Raw genomic sequence first — 19,039 nt, 5'->3', positions numbered from 1 at the left:
GGGTTTTGTCAATTTGCAACTTTTTGCAATTTAGCCTATAATGGCGCGATTAGTCGCTTGAGAATGTAAATTAATTAAGAAATTTTAAGGAGTTTTTATGACAATTAGCATACTTTGTGGGGGTTCTGGCACGAGGCTTTGGCCTCTATCACGCGAGCTTTTGCCAAAGCAATTTGCCCCGATTCTTCCGCCACAAAAACAAGATCCAACGCAAAATCCCTACCTTGCGACCACCGCAAGTGAAGAGACTTCAAGCCTTTTTGCTAAAACGCTTTTGCGGAATGCAAACTTTTGCCAAAGTCATAATGCACGCTTTAGCGTGATTACTAATGATAAGCACTTTTTCCTAGCGCAAGATATTGCAAATCAAGTGGGGGTTTTTGTGGATTCTTTTCTTTTAGAATCTGTAGCCAAAAACACCGCGCCAGCGCTTTGCTTTGCCGCGCTCAATGCCTTTGAAATTGATGAAGATGAAATAATTTTAGCCCTACCAAGCGATCATTTAATCAGCAATCAAAAAGCCTATGTCGAGTGCATTGAAAAGGCGCTAGAGCTAAGCGCTAAGGGCTTTTTGGTGACTTTTGGGATTAAGCCAGATTCTGCGCATACGGGCTATGGCTATATAAAGGCAAAGGATGGCATTGTCGAGCAGTTTGTCGAAAAACCAAATAAAGAGACCGCCCAAAAATACCTAGAATCTAAAAATTATTTTTGGAATAGCGGAATGTTTTGCTTTAAGGCAAATGTCTTTTTAAAAGAGCTAGAAACGCACGCCCCAGAGCTTTATAACGCGTGCAAAAAGGCGTATATTTTAAGCAAAGAGCAAAATGCTTTCCGCGCGCAAGGTAAGGATTCTCAAAAAGATTCTAAAAGTGCGGATTCTCAAATTTTGCGTCTCTTGCCAAATGTGAGCGAAGAGATTGAAGAGATTAGCATTGATTATGCATTGATGGAAAAAAGTAGCAAGGTAGCGTGCGTGGAGGGGGATTTTACGTGGAATGATGTTGGGGGCTTTGAAGCGCTCAAAAAAGAGTGGCAAGAAGATTCTCAAGGAAATGCGCATAAAAGTGATTTAATCGCGCTAGATTCTCGCAATAACTTTGTTATCTCGCAAAAGCTCGTAGCCACCATTGGCGTGGAAAATCTAGCCATTATTGATAGCGGGGATTGCACGCTAGTTGCGCCACTTAGCCAAACACAACGCATTAAAGAAGTCGTAAATCTTTTAAAAACCTCTCACCCAGAGCTTACGCAGATTCACAACACCGCGCACCGCCCATGGGGCACTTATAGCGTGCTTTTAGAATCTAGTAATTACAAAATCAAGCAAATTGTCGTCAAACCGCGCAAGCGCCTTAGTTTGCAAAAGCATTTTCATAGGAATGAGCATTGGATCGTAGTAAGCGGGAGCGCGATTGTCACTATTGGGCAAAAAGAGCTTTTTTTGAAAGCTAATCAATCAACCTACATCCCTATGGGCGAGACACACAGGCTAGAAAATCCGGGCAAAATCCCGCTTGTGCTTATCGAAGTGCAAATGGGTGAGTATCTAGGCGAAGATGATATCGTGCGCTTAGAAGATGACTTTGCGCGCAGGTAGCGATTTCAGGGCTAAATGGATCACAACTATGCGCTTAAATCAATTTATCGCTCATAATTCTCAATTTTCCCGCCGTGAAGCTGATGCGCTTATAGAATCTGGGCGCGTGCGTATCGGGCGCACAAAGGCTACTTTGCAAAGCAAACTTAGTGAATCTGATAAAGTTTTTGTCGATGGCAAGCTTTTAAAACCCTCGCATAATTACACCGCGATTATCTATCACAAGCCAAAAGGCGAGATTGTCAGCAAGCGCGATGAGCTAGGCAGGCGCACGATTTATGAAAGTTTGGATTCTAAGTTTAGGGGCTTTAGCTATGTGGGGCGGCTTGATTTTGCAAGTGAAGGGCTTTTAATTTTAAGCGATAATAAAATGCTCGTGCATGCGCTAAGCAACGCGAATTTAGAGCGTGTGTATAATCTTAAGCTTGACAAACCGCTAAGCCAAAAACTCCTAGATTCTCTTAATAAAATGCTAGAATCTAGCGCGCCAATAACGCTCACAAACACCAAAGGCGCGCATCCAAAAACAGCGCAAAAAGAAGTGATTTTGCGTCCATTTACAGAAGTGACAATTCTTAAAGACAGCCAAAGATTCCCAAAATTGCGTGTGAGCTTATGTGAGGGGAAAAATCGCGAGCTACGCAGATTTTTCGCGCAATTTGGCTATGAGATTTTGGACTTAAAGCGTGTAAACTATGGCTTTTGTAATCTCAATGCCCTGCCTTGTGGCAAATGGCGCTACTTCAATAAGGAAGAATACAAGAAATTACATCTCTTTTTGCAGGATTTTCAAGCAGAGAATTAATGCGCTTTTTAATACATTTAAGGTAGTTTTCTAAAACTTTTTGCTAAAATCCGCGGTTTTTAATCACAATTCTTTTATTAAGGATAACACAATGGCAAGGAAATGTTTTTTCACCGGTAAAGGTCCAATGGTAGGCAATAATGTAAGCCACGCGAATAACAAAACAAAAAGACGCTCATTACCAAACTTACGCACAATTAGGATTAAGCTTGATGATGGCACAAGCGTGCGCGTCAAAGTCGCTGCTTCCACACTTCGCACAATGAGAAAAAAATCCTAAAAGTAGAATCTAGCCTTGATAAAGGTGAAACCTCGTAAAAAAGACAAGCCCTCAAAGCCTGATATAAGCCTAAGGTCGGAATTATATCAGCAGCTAAAACCCTTTAGAATCCCTTTAGTTTTATTACAATTTTTTGTAATTTTTGGGACTTTGGGCTATTTGGTTTTGGAAGATTATGATTTAATGCAGGCGTTTTTCCAAACGACTTATACTTTCACAAACACGGGCTTTGGCGCGCTTGGAGAAAGAGATTTTGGCACTATCACCATTATTTTTACTACTATACTTATGGTGTGTGGCGCGGGCGTTATCACTTTTAGCGTGGCTTTTACGATTAGCGTTTTTAATAATAGCAACCTTATAAGCCTCATTAAGGAGCAAAATATGATTTATAAGATTGGCAGACTGCGCAATCATTATGTTATATGCTATCAAAATGAGCATACAATCGAGCTTAGCAAGCAATTTAGAGAATCCCAAATCCCCTTTGTCGTCGTGGATAACAGCGCGGATTTTGAAGCACAGGCAAAAGCGCACAAATACCCCTACTACATTAGCGCAGACCCTCACACGCAACTTGCAATGCTAAAAACGCATCTCTCTTCTGCCAAAGGCATTGTGACTTTTTCATCAAATATCGCTGAAAATATCGCACTCATCGCAAGTGTAAGGCTTTTTGAAAAAGAGCTAGAACGGCGTCCTTATTATGTTATCGCTAATGCAAACACGCAAGAAGAGATAAATAAGCTTAAAAAGTTAGGTTGTGATTTTGTCGTTTCTGCCTCTAGGCTCCTCGCACAGAGAATCTCAGCCATGGCAATCCGCCCGGATATGGAAAATTTATTAGAACAATTTCTCTACAAACGCGATACACAGCTTGATTTGGAAGAAATCATCGTGCCTCGTTACAGCTGGCTTGTGCTGCGTAAGCTCAAAGACGCGCATTTCCGCGATGTGACAAATGTCTCCGTCGTGGCAATCACGCAAAAAGATGGCAAGCAAATCAATATGCCAAATGGCGATGTGGTCGTCACAAGTGAATGCAAAATGCTAGTCATCGGCACTTCGGAGGGCATAAGAATGACAAAACGCCTTATTATGCGTAAAAGCAAGCCAAAAGAGGTGGATTATGTATAAATCTATGCTTAGTGATAATTGCCACGCGGACACAAAATAGGCGCGCAAGCAAGTAGCAAAATTTAGAAAAAAGGCTTAAAAATGCAAGATTCTCAAACTTTTAAAAACTCCCCGCAAACCTTTGAAATCTATCCAATAGAAGGTGGCGTAAGCGTGAGCGAAGGCTTTGTGAGTGAGGGCATAAGCGCTGGGTTGAAAAAAGACAACGCGCTAGATATCGCCTATATTTACGCCAAAGATGGCTTTAGGGTAAGCGCGCTTTTCACAAGCAATACTTTTGCTGCCGCGCCAATTGTGCATTTCAAAGAATGCGTGCAAAAAGATGCGCAAAAGCAAGGCAAAGAAGTAGAATCTAACTTCATTCTTATCACCACAAAAAACGCTAACGCAATGACAGGAAAAGCTGGCGTGGAGGATATTTGCGAGATTTTGCAAAACCTAAGCGCGCGTTTTCCTACCTTAAAAAATCCCATTATGTCAAGCACAGGCGTTATCGGCGTGCGTTTGCCAAAAGAGAAAATTACACAAAGTTTTGAAAAAATCCGCCTTGAAAATTTAGATTTAGATTCCCATTTGCGCGCGAGTGACGCGATTAGGACGACTGATGCTTTTAGTAAAGAAGTTGCTTTTAAGGTGGTTTTGCAAAATGGAGAATCCTTTCACATCGGCGCAATGGCAAAAGGCGCTGGGATGATAGCCCCAAGCCTTGCGACAATGCTTTGCTTTATCACCACAGATTCTGCTATTCCTAAAGAGGACTGCGAGGAATTGCTTCAAAGCGTTGCAAAGAAAAATTTTGATGCCATAAGCGTAGATGGCGATATGAGCACAAATGATTCTGTATTTTTGCTAAGTAACGCCAAAAGTGGCGCGTATGACAAAGAGGCTTTTAAGCACGCGCTAGATTTGGTTACACATAAACTCGCACTTGATATGGTGCGCGATGGCGAGGGCGCGAGCAGGGTTGTAGCCTTTGAAGTGTGTGGTGCGCAAGATGAAAACGAAGCAAAAATCGCCGCAAAAGCACTTAGCAACTCACTTTTAGTCAAAACCGCACTTTTTGGGCGCGATCCAAATTGGGGGCGCATAGCTTCCACCATTGGCGCAAGCGGTGTGCGCGCAAAGGAAGAGAGCCTGCGTATCGAAATTGGTGGCGTGTGCGTGTATGACAAAGGCACAATCCTTTTCACACCAGAAATCGAGGCAAAAGCTGCAAAGGCTATGGAAGCGCAAGAGTTTAGAATCCTTTGTGATTTAGGCTTAGGCAAAGGGCGCTATGTAAGCTATGGTTGCGATTTGGGGCATAAATATGTGGAGATAAATTCAGATTATAGGTCGTAATTTTTCAAGCGTTAAGAGTTTTCTTATACGCTTATGAAACTTTTACTTTAGGAGGGCAGAATGATAGATTTAGCAATCATTGGCGGGGGACCTGCTGGGCTTAGTGCGGGGCTATATGCGACAAGAGGCGGGATTAAAAATGTCGTGCTATTTGAAAAAGGCATGCCCGGGGGGCAAATCACAGGAAGTAGCGAGATAGAAAACTATCCGGGCGTGAAAGAGGTGATGAGCGGGCTAGATTTTATGCAGCCATGGCAGGAGCAGTGCTTTAGATTCGGGCTTAAGCATGAGATGAGCGAGGTTGAGCGCGTTAGTAAAAATGGCAATGTTTTTGAAATCCATGAACTAGGCGGGAAAACGCATCAAGCAAAAGCGGTGATCTTTGCTACCGGTGGGCGTCCTAAACGATCAGGCGTAAAGGGTGAGAATGAGTTTTGGGGCAAAGGCGTCAGCACCTGTGCCACTTGTGATGGATTTTTTTATAAAGATAAAGAAGTCGCGGTCCTTGGCGGGGGCGACACAGCGCTTGAAGAGGCGGTGTATCTTACAAGAATGTGTAAAAAGGTTTATCTCATCCACCGCAGAGATGGATTTCGCGCAGCTCCCACGACGATAGAGCATGTGAAGTCAAATCCAAAGATTGAGATTCTCACACCTTACATTGTTGAAGAGATTAAAGGCGATATGTCAGGCGTTACTTCCGTGCTTGTGAAAAATACGCAAAATAACGAGGTGCGCGAACTTCCGGTGCCCGGAATCTTTGTTTTTGTCGGCTATGATGTCAATACGCAGGTTTTGAAGCAAGAAAATGGCAGTATGCTTTGTGAATGCGATGAATATGGCAGCATCAAGGTTGATTTGTCAATGCGAACGAGCGTAGAAGGGCTTTTTGCAGCGGGCGATGTGAGAATCCAAGCGCCAAAGCAAGTGATTTGCGCGGCAGGTGATGGCGCAACAGCGGCATTGCAAGCCATTAGCTACCTAGAGCAGGCGAAACAATGCTAAAGCTCGGAATCTTTGGCGCAAGCGGGCGCGTGGGAAAACTTCTCATTGAGGAAATCGCCCAAAACACAGATTTAGAAGTTTCAGTTGTTTATGCACGCGATAATTTAGAATCCTTGCACGCGCAGGGCTTATATGTAGCAAAAGACATAAAAGAGTTTTTGCAATCTTGTGAATGTGTGATTGACTTTTCCTCTGCAGCCGGAAGTTTAGAGCTTATTAAAATAGCACTAGAAAATAACCTTGCGCGCCCGATAGTTATCGGTAGCACGGGCTTTAGCCAAGATGATTTTGCGCGTATTAAAAAGGCAAGCCAAATCTTGCCAATCCTGCAAGCAAGCAATATGAGTCGCGGTGTGAGCGTGCTTAACAAACTCTCCAGCCTCACAGCGCGCGCATTGAAAGAAAGCGACATAGAAATCGTAGAAATCCACCACCACCACAAAAAAGACGCCCCAAGTGGCACAGCACTCACCCTCGCGCAAACTTGCGCGCAAGCACGCGGGCTAGACATTGACAAAGTGCGCATAAGCGGGCGCGATGGCAATATCGGCGCGCGAAGCAAAGATGAAATCGGCGTGATGAGCCTGCGCGGGGGCGATGTGGTGGGACGCCACACGGTTGGATTCTACCTTGATGGCGAGTATTTAGAGCTCACGCATAACGCCACTTCACGCGCGACTTTTGCCAAAGGTGCAATCGCAGCAGCGCGCTGGCTTGTGAATCAAAAAGCAGGCTTGTATGGGATTGAAGATTTTTTATGCTTAGATTCTTAGAAAACCACATGCACCAAAGCTAACCTCAAAGCGCGCGTATGCAAATAAAACTTTTTAAAAAAATCGCCACCTTAAGAGAACAGCTCAACTCCTGCGTGCTAGGGCAGGAACGCCTTGTAGAATACGCGCTTATCGGGCTTTTTACTCAAGGGCATATTTTGCTCCAAAGTGTGCCCGGACTTGCCAAAACCACCCTTGCAAAATCCCTCGCAAAGTCGCTAAATCTTAGCTTTAAGAGAATCCAATTTACCCCTGATTTAATCCCTAGCGATATTTTAGGCGCGCAAATCTATAATCCAAAAACGCAAAATTTTCAAACGCGCTTTGGACCAATTTTTACAAATATTTTGCTCGCTGATGAAATCAACCGCGCGCCTGCAAAGGTGCAAAGTGCGCTTTTGGAAGCCATGGGCGAACAGCAGGTGAGTATCGGTGAGGAATGCTATTTACTGCATTCCCCTTTCCTTGTCATCGCTACAGCCAACCCCATAGAATCCGAAGGCGTGTATGCGCTCCCAGAGGCGCAGCTTGATCGCTTTATGCTAGGGCTTGAGCTAGAATACCCAAGCGCGCAAAGTGAGGTTAAGATCCTGCAAAATGCGCATTTGGCAAAAGAACCACTTGCGCTAATGGATTCCCATGATTTAGAGATGATAAAAGAGCGCATTGAGCAAATTTATGTCGAGCCAAGCTTGCAAGAATACATCATCGCTCTTGCGCGCGCCACGCGTGAAAACTTTGTGTATAAAAATATCTCTTGCCTGCGCTTAGGGCTTTCTCCGCGTGCGAGCATTGATATGCAACGCGCTGCGAAGGCTTATGCCTTTTTGCAAAATAGGGATTATCTCACGCCTAGCGATATTTTGGAAGTTTTGCCCATCATCGCCTCACATAGAATCCTACTAAGCTTTGAAGCCTTGAGTGAAGGTATAAGTCCAAAAGAAATCCTAAACGAACTCGCCTCAAGGGTAAAGATTCCTTAAATTTCTTAATAGAATCTTACGCATTATGCCCTAGGATTTACAAAGTCTTAAAACATTCCAAAGATTCTCTAAAACCAAACCGCGTCGAAAAATCTCTCAATCTCATCAACTAAAAATAGTTTATGTGTATGCGAAGCGGAGCCAAAGTGCGATTTAACTCGCACGAGGTGATACGATTAAGAAAATAAAGCTCTACTTTGCCACAAGCACAGGGATAGGCGAAGAGTTAATAAAGCTATTTTGATGCGAGCTAAAGATTCTATACAGCAAAGAAGATTCACTAGCGCCAATCACAAGCAAATCATATTCATTTGCAATCTCTAGCACCACATCGATAGGATTGCCTGTGCGCAAGATTTTCTTGCAGGTTATACCTTCATTTTTAAAGGTATTTTCAAACTCATTGAGAATCTCACTAGAGCGCTCACTTTCGATATTTTCGATAGTTTCATAATTCACAATCCCACTTTGCGCATACACGACGATTTCTTCACTCACATGCAAAAGCGTCAGCTCCACATCTTCGCGCTTGCCAAAGAGCTTGCTAATCGTGCCAATCGCCCTTCTGCATTCCTCTGTATCGCTCACTCCAAATAAAAGTTTTGTCATTTGCCACTCCTTTTTGAATTGATAAATTTACACTGCGCTTCAAACTCCTGCGCGCCAAAACGCACGCAGAAAAGCTCTTCCAAAGCCTCTATCTTACCATAATCTTTGTCAATTATTGCTAGCGCGTTGTTTTTCCACACATTTATAAGCGCGCTAGAGCCAAATTTTCCATTTTTAAAAATCTCAAATACGCCATCATTTTCAATCCCAAGCAAGAGATTCTGTGCGCCTGAAGTTGGTATGCAAGCGACATTTGCCCGCACGCTATGCGCTTTTAAAAAGCAATCATTTGCACCACTTAAAAACTCTAAAAAACTCACAATAATCGCATAAAGATGCAAGAGCGAAGCAAGCGGATTCCCGGGCAAAAGGATAAAAATACATTCTCCCAAAATCGCCACGCTCAAATGCCTACCGGGCTTTAAGCACACACCATCAAAGAGAATCTGCGCGCCGAGCTTTTGCAGCGTGCTTTTTAGCATATCCGCATCGCCCACACTCGCGCCCCCTGTGGTTATCACAACATCACAGCTTTTTAAGCTCCCAAGCGTTTGCTCCAGCACCTCGCGCTTATCTGGCAGTATCCCGCGATACTCGATATCGTGGTGAAATTCACGCAAAATGCTAAAAATGCTTATCGCATTTGTGTTGTAAATCTGATGTGCCTGCGCGCTTTGTCCGGGCTCGATGACCTCATCACCTGTGGAAAAAAGCGCGATTTTTGGCTTTTTGCAAACATTGACTTTTTCTAATCCTTGTGTCGCCACAAGTCCTAAATCAAGGGGCTTTAAGCGCCTAAATGCTGGCAAAACAACAGAATCTAGCGCGATTTCCTCACCTTGCAAGCGGATATGTTGGTTTGGCTTTATCTCATTTGGAAGCTTGATTTTACCATTTGGCAGATTCTCAACTAATTCCAAAGGCACGATGGCTTGCGTGTTTGGCGGAAGTGGTGAGCCTGTCATCACTTTTTGCACAAAGCCTTTTTGCAAAAGCGCATCTTGTGGTTTTTCACCCGCAAGCGTGCGTCCCAAAAGCTCCACCTCACACCCGCTATCCTCCAAAAGCACCGCGTAGCCATCCATCGCGGAATTGCTAAACGCCGGCAATGCGCGCGAGGCGATGAGACTTTCTGCCAGCACAAAACCTTGCGCCTCAAAAATCCCTTTTTGCAAAACTTGCCCTCTTAAAAAATCCCTCTTAAACGCGCAAGATTCCCAAAGGCGTTGAAAAATTTCTGCTAGCTCAATCATTGTTTTTCCTTACTATCCTTGTTGCGTGTATTCTATCGTTTTTTGCTTATTAAATAATTTAATGGAGGATAAAGAATCACCGCCCCTTAAAAAGCGGTGATTTTATAAGAATCTTAGAAGTTGTATTTAAGCTCAAAGCGGGATTTGCCAAACTCCACATCACCTGTCACATAGGCATAAAAGACTGAAAATTCAAAATTTTCATTGAGTTTGTAGCTAAGTGAAGGGGCGATTTCTGTGAAAGTAATGCCCTTACCTTCAGTAATATTTGCTGATTGCTTTGCAACTGCTATTGTGTTGTAGTTGTTATCTCCGCCTACATAGGAGACATCAAGCCCGAGTTTGAGTGGTTTGATGATTGCGTAATTTAGCTGGGCGTAGATTGCCATGATGCTTGTGCCAGCTCTACTGCCATTTCCTATGAAGCCAAAGCCCTCATTTGCGGAGTCGTAGTTATTGCTCCATGCTTTACCAGCGATATTTATCCCGCCTTTTGAATCAAGTAAAACGCCATAACCATCGCCAAAGCTTCCTAGGTAACCGAGTTTGCTTGAGAATCCTCCGATTTTGTAGCCTACTTGCACATTATAGATTCCGCGATTTTTCGCCCATGCATTTGCGTCTGCTCCGCTACCAAAGTTATAAGCTGGTCTTGTGGTGTTGTTAGGTGTATTCCAATTTGTTAGCGCACTTCCATTTACACCTCTTCCCCAGCTCGGCGTAGAGTTCATACCCGCTGCTGCCACTTGTGCCAAAATATGGAATCCGCCAGTCTTATATCCCACTTCACCAAAAGCAAGATAATCAATTAAGCCTACAGCATTCCCCAAAGTCACTCCAAAATCAAAGCCCCCAAGCTTTTCACCCTTAATGTTGAAAAGTGTGAGGTTGTTTCCCATACCCATATTTGCGCCAGCATAACCACTTCCTGTTAAGGCTCCATGCGCGCGCATACCATAGGCGAGGTTATTTGTCATCCAGTTATCAAAATGGCTTAGAGAGTAGCTTAGATTCTTGCCTTTAATCTTTACTTCCGCGCCTGTGCCTAAGTCGGTGTTTTTATCAGTGAAAACTGATGCGATATTTAAGCGCCCAAGGTTGATGGTGGTTTTTATAGATTCCCCAAATTCCTTTGTGCCATAATATGTGGCAATTGATAGCCTATCTGCAAAGTCGTTGTTAATCGCTATTGCTTGACTTCCTGCGATGTCTTTATCAGTATTATTGCCATTAGTGCCCGGTGTGCTTGAGCCTTGATTGAGGTAGATTCCAGCTGTGAAGCTAAAGCCCTCAACCTTGCCGGTTGTGGCGTCAAGCTTCATTCTGTATTGCTGTCTTTGCGCTGCGCCACCTTCGCCATCAGCTGTGCTATAGCGCATAAATGCAAAGCCCTTGAAACTCATTGCTTCAAGCATATTTGGCTTTTTCTCCGCTTTTTCTACTTTCTCTACCTTTTCTCCCGCGACTTTTTCCGTTGTAGCTTCCTCTACTGCGTAAGCTGTGAATTGCCCTACTGCAAGCAAAGCGGCTAATGTTAAAGATATTTTTTTGTTCATGTTCTATTTCTCCTTAATGTTTTGTCTTTTGAGACATAAGAATTGTAGTTATATAAAATAAAATATAAATAAAATTTTTGTAAAAACTTTGCAAAGTGGCGGATTTTTTGAAATTTTACACATTTTTGGCAGGATTTTCTATTTTTATAAGATTCTCTATTTTGACAAGATTCTAGTTGGGGGCATAATTTTAAGCACAAAAAGTGTAAAATCGCGCATTTATTTACTTAAAGCAAGAGGTGCAAAGTGCGGAGTTTTTCGGATATTTTATTAGAATTGCAAACATTTTGGAAAAAGCAGGGCTGTCTCATCGTGCAACCTTATGATATTCCTGCGGGGGCGGGGACTTTCCACCCTGCGACGCTATTAAGAAGCCTAGATTCTAAACCTTGGAGTGTGGCGTATGTCGCGCCCTCAAGACGTCCCACAGATGGGCGCTATGGTGAGAATCCAAACCGCCTAGGAAGCTACTATCAATTTCAAGTGCTTATCAAGCCAAATCCGCAAAACATACAAGAGCTGTATTTGCAAAGCCTTGAAACACTCGGGCTAGATTTGCAAAAACATGATGTGCGCTTTGTGGAGGATAATTGGGAATCCCCGACTTTGGGCGCGTGGGGGCTTGGCTGGGAAGTGTGGCTTGATGGTATGGAAGTGACGCAATTTACCTATTTTCAGCAAGTTGGCGGCGTGGTATGCGAGCCTGTAGCGGTGGAAATCACCTATGGCGTGGAAAGGCTGGCGATGTATATTCAAGGGATTGACAATGTGTTTGATATCTTTTGGGGACAAGGAAGTGCGGGCGAAAAGCTGTATTACCGCGATGTGCATAAAGAGGGCGAGTATGAGTTTAGCAAATACAACTTTGAGAGCGCAGATATCAAAAGTTTGTTTAGCTTTTTTGAGTTAGCACAAAGCGAGGCAAAAAGATGCCTAGAGAACGCACTGCCCTTGCCTGCGTATGATTACACAATGCTTGCGAGCCACTTTTTCAATGTGCTTGATGCACGCAAGGCGATTTCTGTAACGCAACGCCAAAACTACATTTTGCAAATCCGCGAGCTTGCCAAAGGCTGTGCGTTGCTTTACAAAGAACAAGAAAGCGAGCGAGAATCCCGTGTAAAAGGGTGAGATTCTGCTTTAATTATTTAAAAAAATCTAAAAATTTAGCAAGAGTTTTATTTACTAATAGCTTCTTTCATTTCCTTGACATACGCACTGATAGGCTCTATACAAGAATCTTTGTATTCCAAACAGCGCTTTACTATCGCGCTTCCTACGATTACGCCATCAGCATAGCGCGCGACTTCGCTTGCTTGCGCTGGTGTAGAGATGCCAAAGCCCACGCACACGGGGATATCTTTCACCGCTTTAATGGTGCTTACCATTTCTTGCAGTTGGTTTGAAAGTGCGCTTCGCTCACCTGTGACGCCAAGCGAAGAAACGCAGTATATAAAACCCTGCGCGGCTTTTGTAATCATCTCAATGCGTTCTTTTGAAGAAGTAGGCGCGATGAAAGAAATAAGCGCGATATTATAGCGCTCACAAATCGCCCCAAACTCCGCGCTCTCCTCATAAGGCACATCTGGCAGGATAAGCGCGCAGATTCCAAGCGTGTGCGCTTTTTGACAAAATTTCTCAATCCCATAGGCAAACACAATATTTGCATAAGTCATAATCGCCAACGCCACATCGCAACGCTCCCGCACGCGCGCAATCATCGCAAAAACAGAATCCGTGCGCGTGCCATTTTGCAGTGATAAAAGGCTGGCTTGCTCTATCACCGCGCCTTCAGCGGTTGGATCAGAAAATGGAATGCCAAGCTCTATCAAATCCGCGCCATTGCGCGCCATAGATTCAATCAAACGCTCGCTCACCTCAAGGCTAGGATACCCGCAGGTGATAAATGGAATAAACGCTTCTTTGCCCGCAAAAACTTGCTCCAAACCTTTTGCCTTATTCATAAATTTCCTCCCCTCTATAGCGTGCAATCGCCGCACAGTCCTTATCTCCACGCCCTGAAAGATTGATGACTAAAATATTTTCTTTTGGCATTTGTGGCGCGAGGGCTATTGCGTGCGCTATGGCATGGGCGGATTCAATAGCGGGGATAATGCCCTCAATCTTTGAAAGATACTCAAACGCGCGCACTGCCTGCTCATCAGTGATTGCCACATATTGCGCGCGCTTGCTATCGTGCAAATACGCATGCTCTGGTCCAATGCCCGGATAATCAAGCCCCGCAGAAATGCTATACACCGGCGCAATCTGCCCATTAGAATCTTGACAAAAATACGACTTCATTCCATGGAAAATCCCCAAACTCCCAACATTCAAAGTCGCGGCAGTCTCTGGCGTGTCAATCCCCTTGCCCGCAGCCTCTATACCAATAAGTCGTACTTGAGAATCTCCCAAAAAGTGATAAAACGCGCCCATCGCATTGCTCCCGCCTCCCACGCACGCAAGCACTGCATTTGGCAAACGCCCTTCTAGTGCGAGAATCTGCTCTTTTATCTCTTTTGAAATCACCGCTTGAAAGTCCCGCACAATGCGCGGAAATGGGTGTGGTCCCATAACCGAGCCAAGCACATAATGCGTATCATCTAAGCGCTTGCTCCACTCGCGCATCGTCTCATTCACCGCGTCTTTGAGCGTAGCTGTGCCACTCTCCACCGCATGCACGCGCGCGCCAAGCAACTTCATACGATAGACATTGAGCGCCTGACGCAAGGTATCCTCTTTCCCCATGAAAATTTCACATTCCATATTCATAAGCGCTGCGGCTGTCGCTGTTGCCACGCCATGCTGTCCTGCGCCTGTTTCTGCGATGAGGCGTTTTTTACCCATTTTTTTAGCCAAAAGTGCCTGTCCTAGCACATTATTAATCTTATGTGAGCCTGTGTGATTTAAATCCTCGCGCTTGAGATAGATTTTCGCCCCGCCCAAATCTTTAGTCATATTTTGCGCAAAATACAGCAAAGAAGGGCGATTGGCGTAATTATTAAAAAGAGATTGCAGCTGGGCATTAAACGCGCTGTCGTTTTTGTAAAAATCATACGCTTCCTCCAGCTCAAAAAGCGAGCGCATCAATGTCTCTGGCACAAACTGCCCGCCAAACTCCCCAAAATAGCTTTTTTTCTGCATTTTTTCTCCTTTACTAAACGCGCGAAATTTTGCCAACGCCTACTCTTGCCACGCATGCACGCGCGCGATGATTTCTTGCATTTTAGCAAAATTTTTAACCCCTTGAACTTCTATCCCGCTTGAAATATCGATGGCATAAGGCTTTAGCGCCATCGCTTCATCTAAATTTTGAGAATCTATCCCGCCAGCTAGGAAAAATTCCTTTTTCAAACCAGCCTTTTTTGCCTCCTCCAAAAGCGCCCAACAAAAACGCTTCCCGCTCCCTGATTGCAGAGAATCTAAAAGCAAAAAATCCCCCACGCAAGGCACAAGCAAAGCCTCTAGATTCTGTGCTTTGCGCGCTTCGATGATTATGGCTTGTGGAAAATCGCGTTTCAAACAATCCCGCAACGCGCTTATTTCTTTAAAAGGCGCATCGTGGATTTGCACGCAATCAATAATGCCCTCTTTCAACGCCTCCAAAATCCGCGTATTATCACAGCCCACAAACACGCCAACAGCCTTGATTTGAGAATCTAGATTTTTTTTTAGCGCCTTTGCTTGCTGAAGGCTCACTTCTCGCTTAGATTTTGCAAAAACAAAGCCGATAAAATCAGGCTTGAGCGTGTTTGCAAACTCTATATCTTGCACGCGCCAAAGTCCGCAGGTTTTGATTTTCATTGTAAGCACCTTTTAGATTCCATCAAATTTGCCCTTAGTTTCGCCTCTAAGCTCGCTAAGCGCACGCACTTTATCACTTTGCCTCATTAACCCTTCGCCAATCAAAACGCCATCAACACCGCCTTTTTCTAAAAGCGCGATATCCCCTCGCGTGCTAATCCCACTTTCAGCAATGAAAGTAATATGCGCGGGGCAGAGCTTTTTTAGGCGCAGGCTAGTATTTAAATCCACGCTAAAAGTCTTTAAATCGCGGTTATTAACGCCAATTAAGCGCGCGCTAGAATCTAATGCCATTTGCAATTCATTCTCATCATGCACCTCCACAAGCGCGCTTAGCCCCAAGCTTTGGGCGATAGCAAGGTATTCTTGCAACTCCTTTGCGCCCAAAATCGCACAAATTAATAACACACAATCCGCACCCAAAACCTTTGCTTGATAAATCATATAAGAATCCACAATAAAATCCTTGCGCAAAAGTGGCACACTCACAGATTCTCGCAACTCTTGCAAGTAGGAATCCGCGCCCAAAAAATACTTTGGCTCAGTGAGACAAGAAATGCAATCAGCCCCAGCGCGCTCATACTCGCGCGCAATCTCCACATAAGGGAAATCCTGCGCGATGATGCCTTTTGAAGGCGAAGCCTTTTTCACCTCGCAAATAAATTTCATCGCTTCATTTTCCCCGCGCTTTAGTGCGCGCTCAAAGGCAAAAGATTCTAACTTTGAGGCTTTATCTTGTGCGAGAGTTATCATTTGCGCACGCGGGATTTGGCGCATTTGCTCTTGTATGCGCGCTTTTGTATCCTCACAAATTTGCTCTAAAATATTTCTATCGCTTTTCATATCGCATTACTTTGTGAGATAAATTGCTCAAGCTTTGCCTCTGCCTTGCCAGAATCTATAAGGCTTTCCGCCAAGCGCACGCCCTGCTCCAAGCTCTCTGCGCGCTTAGCGATATAAAGTGCCGCGCCTGCATTAAGACACACAGATTCTCGCTTTGCGCCTTTGTCTTTTGCGCTAAGGATTTCTCTTGTGATTTTGGCATTTTCTTGTGGATTCCCACCAATAAGCGCGCTTTTGTCACAAAAACTATAGCCCACATCGCGCGGGCTTATTTCATAGCTTGTGAATTTCCCACAATCCACCTCACACACGAAAGTTTTTGCGCTCAAACTTATCTCATCAAGGCAATCAAGCCCATGCACCACCATCGCGCGCGTCACGCCTAGATTTGATAGCACCTTTGCAAGTGGCTCTACAAGCGACTTTTCATACACGCCCATAAGCTGGAATTGCGCGTTAGCCGGATTTGAAAGCGGTCCTAAGAGATTAAAAATGCTCTTTATCCCAAGCTCTTTGCGCACAGGCGCGACATATTTCATCGCGCTATGGTAGGTTTGGGCAAAAAGAAAGCAGATATTTATTTTTTTCAAAAGCTCCAAAGACTGCGCGGGACTTAGCAAAATATTTACACCCAAAGCTTCCAAAACATCAGCCGCACCGCTTTTTGATGAAGCTGCGCGATTGCCATGTTTTGCGACTTTCACGCCACTTGCTGCGATGATAAAAGATGAAGTTGTGGAAATATTAAAAGAATTTGAGCCATCGCCACCTGTGCCGACAATCTCAAGCACATCAAAATCATGCTCTAACTTCAAACTATGCGCGCGCATAGAAAGCGCTGAAGCTGTAATCTCCTCGATGCTCTCACCCTTCGCGCTAAGAAGGCTTAAATACGCCGCCATTTGCACTTGGCTGACTTTGCCTTCCATAATTTCATTCATCACATTTTGCGCGAGGGTAAAATTGAGATTTTCTCTTTGCAAGAGCCTATTTATCGCCTCTTGTATTGGATTTTGCATCATCGCTCCTAGAACTAAATTTCAAGCCTAAAACAAGGCATTAAAAAAGCGCGTATTTTACCTTTTTTTGGTTGTTGGGAATCTTAGTTTCTTACTTCATCGCTATCAAATGAAGTCTAAAATTTCTGCATAGCGCGGAAAAAATAAGACTTTGCAGGGGGGCGGAAACCCCAACGCACTTCCATAAATCTTTTTAAAAGTGTGGAAAATATCTTTATAAAATCCACGCACCACGCATTCTATCAAATTTTTACTTAAAAACCTTTACAAAGTTATTTCGCGGAAACTTTTGCGCCAAGATGTGGGGCTAGCAGGCACACTTGAGCTATGTGAGTGATGGGATATAACTTTGCGCCAAACCCAAGCCAGCAATGTGGCGGGCGACCAAAGCCAATCCAAACCCAACTAGCCAAGTCACCTAGCAAAAAGCTAAAACAAAGCCCTAGCCCTTACTTAGCGCATTTTTTAGGATTCAAATACGCATAGCTGCGTAGGCGATTTACACAACGCTTGTGGTGGCAACACAAGCCAAATCAAGCTCATCTGTCAGAGCGTAAGTAAAGGAGCAAAAATGAAAGGAATTACAGACAGAAAAGGCATCCTATGGATTGAAAAAATGAAAAAAGGTGAGCGCATACGCTTAAGCACAGGATTAAAAGCAGATGAAAAAAACATGCATCTTGTGTCTGAAAATATGCACGAAGCTTTGGAATATTTTGAAAAAAATGCTGAAGTAAAGAGCTTTTTTGTTACAAAAATTAACAATAGCTCAAAAAATATTGCTAATTTTTCAAGAAAATCATCAAAGGCAAAAACTATCTCAAAATCAACGCCAAAATGTGGGGCAAAAAGTGAGATAACTGAAGGGAATAGAAAGCTTTGGGCTGAAACCTTCGCAATGATAAAATCTACACGCCCAACAAAAAAAGGTTGTGTCTGTGCGCGAAGCTGGAGGCGAAGCGGAATTAACTTCCACGAAGGCAAAAGCGGAGGCGGAGCTTTGGCGTTAGCCGAAGCGATACTTCAAAATGACACACCCAAAAGTGCGAGGCTTTCCCAAATCATAAGCGATCTTTCCTTAGAGCATGTCACACTTAAAGAAAGCACGAAAACCTCCTACCTCTATGCTCAAAGAAAATTGCTAGCTTTTTTTGGTGATGTAGAGATTGGAAAAATTACACGCCAAGACATTGCTGAATTTTACAAGTATCTAAGCTCTAACTCAAAATCGCGTGCAAGATACCTAATGGGCTACTTAGGGCGCATCTTTGAAAGGGCAAGGGTTGAAAATCTAATCACAAAATCCCCTATGTTTAAAGCAAAGCTTGCATGCAAAGAAGCAAAAGAAATTCAACCATTTTCTGAAAATGAAATTTCTCTTTTGCTTCAAAATTGCCAAGACGCGTTGTTTAGGGAATTTTTGCGTTTTAGCTTTTTTAGTGGTGCGCGCGTTGGTGAGATTGTCGCGCTGCAGTGGAGTGATATTGATTTTGAAAAGCGCGAAATTAGTATTTCAAAAACGCTAAATAGGAGGACTATCACTTCCCCAAAGACACACTCAAGCATACGCAAAATTATCATGCTTCCACCATTATTAGAATCCTTAACTTGGCTCAAAAACAACGCAAAAGCAAAATCCCCCTTTATATTTTGCAATGCTTTAGGCAAGCCAATCTCGCAAAGATACAGAAATACAAGCTGGGTAAATCTCCTTCAAAAGTGCAATTTGCCCCACCGCGTTTTGTATAACACAAGGCACTCTTTCGCCTCTATTATGCTTTCACGCGGAGAAAATATCGGCTGGATCTCTCAAACACTCGGACACAAAAATTCTCATATCACCCTAAGTGTCTATGCCAAATATGTAAAAAATGAATCCTACAAGCCAGCACTTTGGCTTTATCAAGCCTAAGGGGGAAACAATGGACGAGCTAAAAGACTTGTTAGAAATTGTGAAGTATTGGCTAGCGGCGTTTGCGCTAATTTGCCTTTGTGTGGGGCTTGTGCTAGCCCCTGATTTAGTGTTAAAGC

Annotated in this window: 18 protein-coding genes; 10 read left to right on the top strand and 8 right to left on the bottom strand. The window is 43.8% G+C overall.

What is annotated here, in order from left to right:
• Nucleotides 1–97: 97 nt before the first annotated feature.
• The 8 genes from CQA49_RS07005 (at nucleotide 98) to CQA49_RS06970 (ending at nucleotide 7,924) form a co-directional block, all read left to right on the top strand.
• Nucleotides 98–1,600: a mannose-1-phosphate guanylyltransferase/mannose-6-phosphate isomerase gene (locus tag CQA49_RS07005; protein ID WP_115575256.1), complete on the top strand. Its 1,503-nt coding sequence runs from the start codon at nucleotides 98–100 to the stop codon at nucleotides 1,598–1,600.
• A gap of 28 nt (nucleotides 1,601–1,628) precedes the next feature.
• Nucleotides 1,629–2,405 carry a pseudouridine synthase gene (locus CQA49_RS07000; protein ID WP_115575276.1) on the top strand — a complete coding sequence of 259 codons (777 nt, stop codon included), beginning with the start codon at nucleotides 1,629–1,631 and terminating at the stop codon, nucleotides 2,403–2,405.
• Nucleotides 2,406–2,496: 91 nt separating this feature from the next.
• A complete protein-coding gene (gene rpmB / locus CQA49_RS06995; RefSeq protein WP_066389138.1) occupies nucleotides 2,497–2,685 on the top strand; it encodes a 50S ribosomal protein L28 in 189 nt (62 codons plus the stop codon).
• Nucleotides 2,686–2,703: 18 nt separating this feature from the next.
• Nucleotides 2,704–3,822: a TrkA family potassium uptake protein gene (locus CQA49_RS06990; RefSeq protein WP_258864254.1), complete on the top strand. Its 1,119-nt coding sequence runs from the start codon at nucleotides 2,704–2,706 to the stop codon at nucleotides 3,820–3,822.
• Between the two features lie 81 nt (nucleotides 3,823–3,903).
• Nucleotides 3,904–5,163 carry a bifunctional glutamate N-acetyltransferase/amino-acid acetyltransferase ArgJ gene (gene argJ / locus CQA49_RS06985; RefSeq protein WP_115575254.1) on the top strand — a complete coding sequence of 420 codons (1,260 nt, stop codon included), beginning with the start codon at nucleotides 3,904–3,906 and terminating at the stop codon, nucleotides 5,161–5,163.
• 60 nt (nucleotides 5,164–5,223) lie between these two features.
• Nucleotides 5,224–6,168, top strand: coding sequence for a thioredoxin-disulfide reductase (gene trxB, locus CQA49_RS06980; protein WP_115575253.1), 945 nt, complete (start codon nucleotides 5,224–5,226; stop codon nucleotides 6,166–6,168).
• A complete protein-coding gene (gene dapB, locus CQA49_RS06975) occupies nucleotides 6,162–6,941 on the top strand; it encodes a 4-hydroxy-tetrahydrodipicolinate reductase (RefSeq protein ID WP_115575252.1) in 780 nt (259 codons plus the stop codon). Before trxB ends, dapB begins: the two co-directional genes overlap by 7 nt.
• Before the next feature lie 38 nt (nucleotides 6,942–6,979).
• A complete protein-coding gene (locus CQA49_RS06970) occupies nucleotides 6,980–7,924 on the top strand; it encodes a MoxR family ATPase (RefSeq protein WP_115575251.1) in 945 nt (314 codons plus the stop codon).
• Nucleotides 7,925–8,116: 192 nt separating this feature from the next.
• On the opposite strand, the gene CQA49_RS06965 is transcribed toward CQA49_RS06970, so the two are convergent.
• The 3 genes from CQA49_RS06965 to CQA49_RS06955 all read right to left on the bottom strand — a co-directional run bounded on the left by CQA49_RS06965 (nucleotide 8,117) and on the right by CQA49_RS06955 (nucleotide 11,342).
• Nucleotides 8,117–8,533, bottom strand: a complete 417-nt coding sequence (locus tag CQA49_RS06965) for a universal stress protein (RefSeq protein ID WP_115575250.1) — start codon at nucleotides 8,531–8,533, stop codon at nucleotides 8,117–8,119.
• Nucleotides 8,530–9,786, bottom strand: a complete 1,257-nt coding sequence (locus tag CQA49_RS06960; protein WP_115575249.1) for a molybdopterin molybdotransferase MoeA — start codon at nucleotides 9,784–9,786, stop codon at nucleotides 8,530–8,532. Before CQA49_RS06960 ends, CQA49_RS06965 begins: the two co-directional genes overlap by 4 nt.
• A gap of 113 nt (nucleotides 9,787–9,899) precedes the next feature.
• Nucleotides 9,900–11,342: a major outer membrane protein gene (locus CQA49_RS06955; protein ID WP_115575248.1), complete on the bottom strand. Its 1,443-nt coding sequence runs from the start codon at nucleotides 11,340–11,342 to the stop codon at nucleotides 9,900–9,902.
• 246 nt (nucleotides 11,343–11,588) lie between these two features.
• Between CQA49_RS06955 and glyQ the strand changes: the two genes are divergently transcribed.
• The gene (gene glyQ, locus CQA49_RS06950) at nucleotides 11,589–12,473 is read left to right on the top strand and encodes a glycine--tRNA ligase subunit alpha (protein ID WP_115575247.1); all 885 of its coding nucleotides are present in this window, start codon (nucleotides 11,589–11,591) and stop codon (nucleotides 12,471–12,473) included.
• Between the two features lie 47 nt (nucleotides 12,474–12,520).
• Here the strand turns inward: glyQ and trpA are convergent, their stop codons facing one another.
• The 5 genes from trpA to trpD are packed head-to-tail and all read right to left on the bottom strand — an operon-like array spanning nucleotide 12,521 to nucleotide 17,008.
• The gene (trpA, locus tag CQA49_RS06945; RefSeq protein ID WP_115575246.1) at nucleotides 12,521–13,306 is read right to left on the bottom strand and encodes a tryptophan synthase subunit alpha; all 786 of its coding nucleotides are present in this window, start codon (nucleotides 13,304–13,306) and stop codon (nucleotides 12,521–12,523) included.
• Nucleotides 13,299–14,486: a tryptophan synthase subunit beta gene (trpB, locus tag CQA49_RS06940; RefSeq protein WP_115575245.1), complete on the bottom strand. Its 1,188-nt coding sequence runs from the start codon at nucleotides 14,484–14,486 to the stop codon at nucleotides 13,299–13,301. Before trpB ends, trpA begins: the two co-directional genes overlap by 8 nt.
• Nucleotides 14,487–14,525: 39 nt before the next feature.
• Nucleotides 14,526–15,146, bottom strand: a complete 621-nt coding sequence (locus CQA49_RS06935; RefSeq protein ID WP_115575244.1) for a phosphoribosylanthranilate isomerase — start codon at nucleotides 15,144–15,146, stop codon at nucleotides 14,526–14,528.
• A 12-nt stretch (nucleotides 15,147–15,158) separates the two neighbouring features.
• Nucleotides 15,159–15,989, bottom strand: a complete 831-nt coding sequence (gene trpC, locus CQA49_RS06930; protein WP_115575243.1) for an indole-3-glycerol phosphate synthase TrpC — start codon at nucleotides 15,987–15,989, stop codon at nucleotides 15,159–15,161.
• A complete protein-coding gene (gene trpD / locus CQA49_RS06925; RefSeq protein WP_115575242.1) occupies nucleotides 15,986–17,008 on the bottom strand; it encodes an anthranilate phosphoribosyltransferase in 1,023 nt (340 codons plus the stop codon). The genes trpC and trpD overlap by 4 nt, the downstream gene beginning before the upstream one ends.
• A 571-nt stretch (nucleotides 17,009–17,579) precedes the next feature.
• On the opposite strand from trpD, the gene CQA49_RS06920 reads away from it, so the two are divergent.
• Entirely contained in the window at nucleotides 17,580–18,920 is a 1,341-nt protein-coding gene (locus tag CQA49_RS06920) for a site-specific integrase (RefSeq protein ID WP_115575241.1), read from the top strand.
• The last annotated feature ends 119 nt before the right edge of the window (nucleotides 18,921–19,039 follow it).

Source organism: Helicobacter sp. MIT 00-7814 (assembly GCF_003364115.1).
Taxonomy (GTDB): domain Bacteria; phylum Campylobacterota; class Campylobacteria; order Campylobacterales; family Helicobacteraceae; genus Helicobacter_F.
The sequence above is the reverse complement of the archived record's forward strand: the minus strand, read 5'-3'. Positions and strand labels throughout refer to the sequence as shown.

Bases quoted from the DNA above. Each gene is read 5' to 3' on its own strand.
- CQA49_RS07005 (WP_115575256.1), top strand. From the start codon at position 98: ATGACAATTAGCATACTTTGTGGGGGTTCTGGCACGAGGCTTTGGCCT.
- CQA49_RS07000 (WP_115575276.1), top strand. From the start codon at position 1,629: ATGCGCTTAAATCAATTTATCGCTCATAATTCTCAATTTTCCCGCCGT.
- rpmB (WP_066389138.1), top strand. From the start codon at position 2,497: ATGGCAAGGAAATGTTTTTTCACCGGTAAAGGTCCAATGGTAGGCAAT.
- argJ (WP_115575254.1), top strand. From the start codon at position 3,904: ATGCAAGATTCTCAAACTTTTAAAAACTCCCCGCAAACCTTTGAAATC.
- trxB (WP_115575253.1), top strand. From the start codon at position 5,224: ATGATAGATTTAGCAATCATTGGCGGGGGACCTGCTGGGCTTAGTGCG.
- dapB (WP_115575252.1), top strand. From the start codon at position 6,162: ATGCTAAAGCTCGGAATCTTTGGCGCAAGCGGGCGCGTGGGAAAACTT.
- CQA49_RS06970 (WP_115575251.1), top strand. From the start codon at position 6,980: ATGCAAATAAAACTTTTTAAAAAAATCGCCACCTTAAGAGAACAGCTC.
- CQA49_RS06965 (WP_115575250.1), bottom strand. From the start codon at position 8,533: ATGACAAAACTTTTATTTGGAGTGAGCGATACAGAGGAATGCAGAAGG.
- CQA49_RS06960 (WP_115575249.1), bottom strand. From the start codon at position 9,786: ATGATTGAGCTAGCAGAAATTTTTCAACGCCTTTGGGAATCTTGCGCG.
- CQA49_RS06955 (WP_115575248.1), bottom strand. From the start codon at position 11,342: ATGAACAAAAAAATATCTTTAACATTAGCCGCTTTGCTTGCAGTAGGG.
- trpA (WP_115575246.1), bottom strand. From the start codon at position 13,306: ATGAATAAGGCAAAAGGTTTGGAGCAAGTTTTTGCGGGCAAAGAAGCG.
- trpB (WP_115575245.1), bottom strand. From the start codon at position 14,486: ATGCAGAAAAAAAGCTATTTTGGGGAGTTTGGCGGGCAGTTTGTGCCA.
- CQA49_RS06935 (WP_115575244.1), bottom strand. From the start codon at position 15,146: ATGAAAATCAAAACCTGCGGACTTTGGCGCGTGCAAGATATAGAGTTT.
- trpC (WP_115575243.1), bottom strand. From the start codon at position 15,989: ATGAAAAGCGATAGAAATATTTTAGAGCAAATTTGTGAGGATACAAAA.
- trpD (WP_115575242.1), bottom strand. From the start codon at position 17,008: ATGCAAAATCCAATACAAGAGGCGATAAATAGGCTCTTGCAAAGAGAA.
- CQA49_RS06920 (WP_115575241.1), top strand. From the start codon at position 17,580: ATGAAAGGAATTACAGACAGAAAAGGCATCCTATGGATTGAAAAAATG.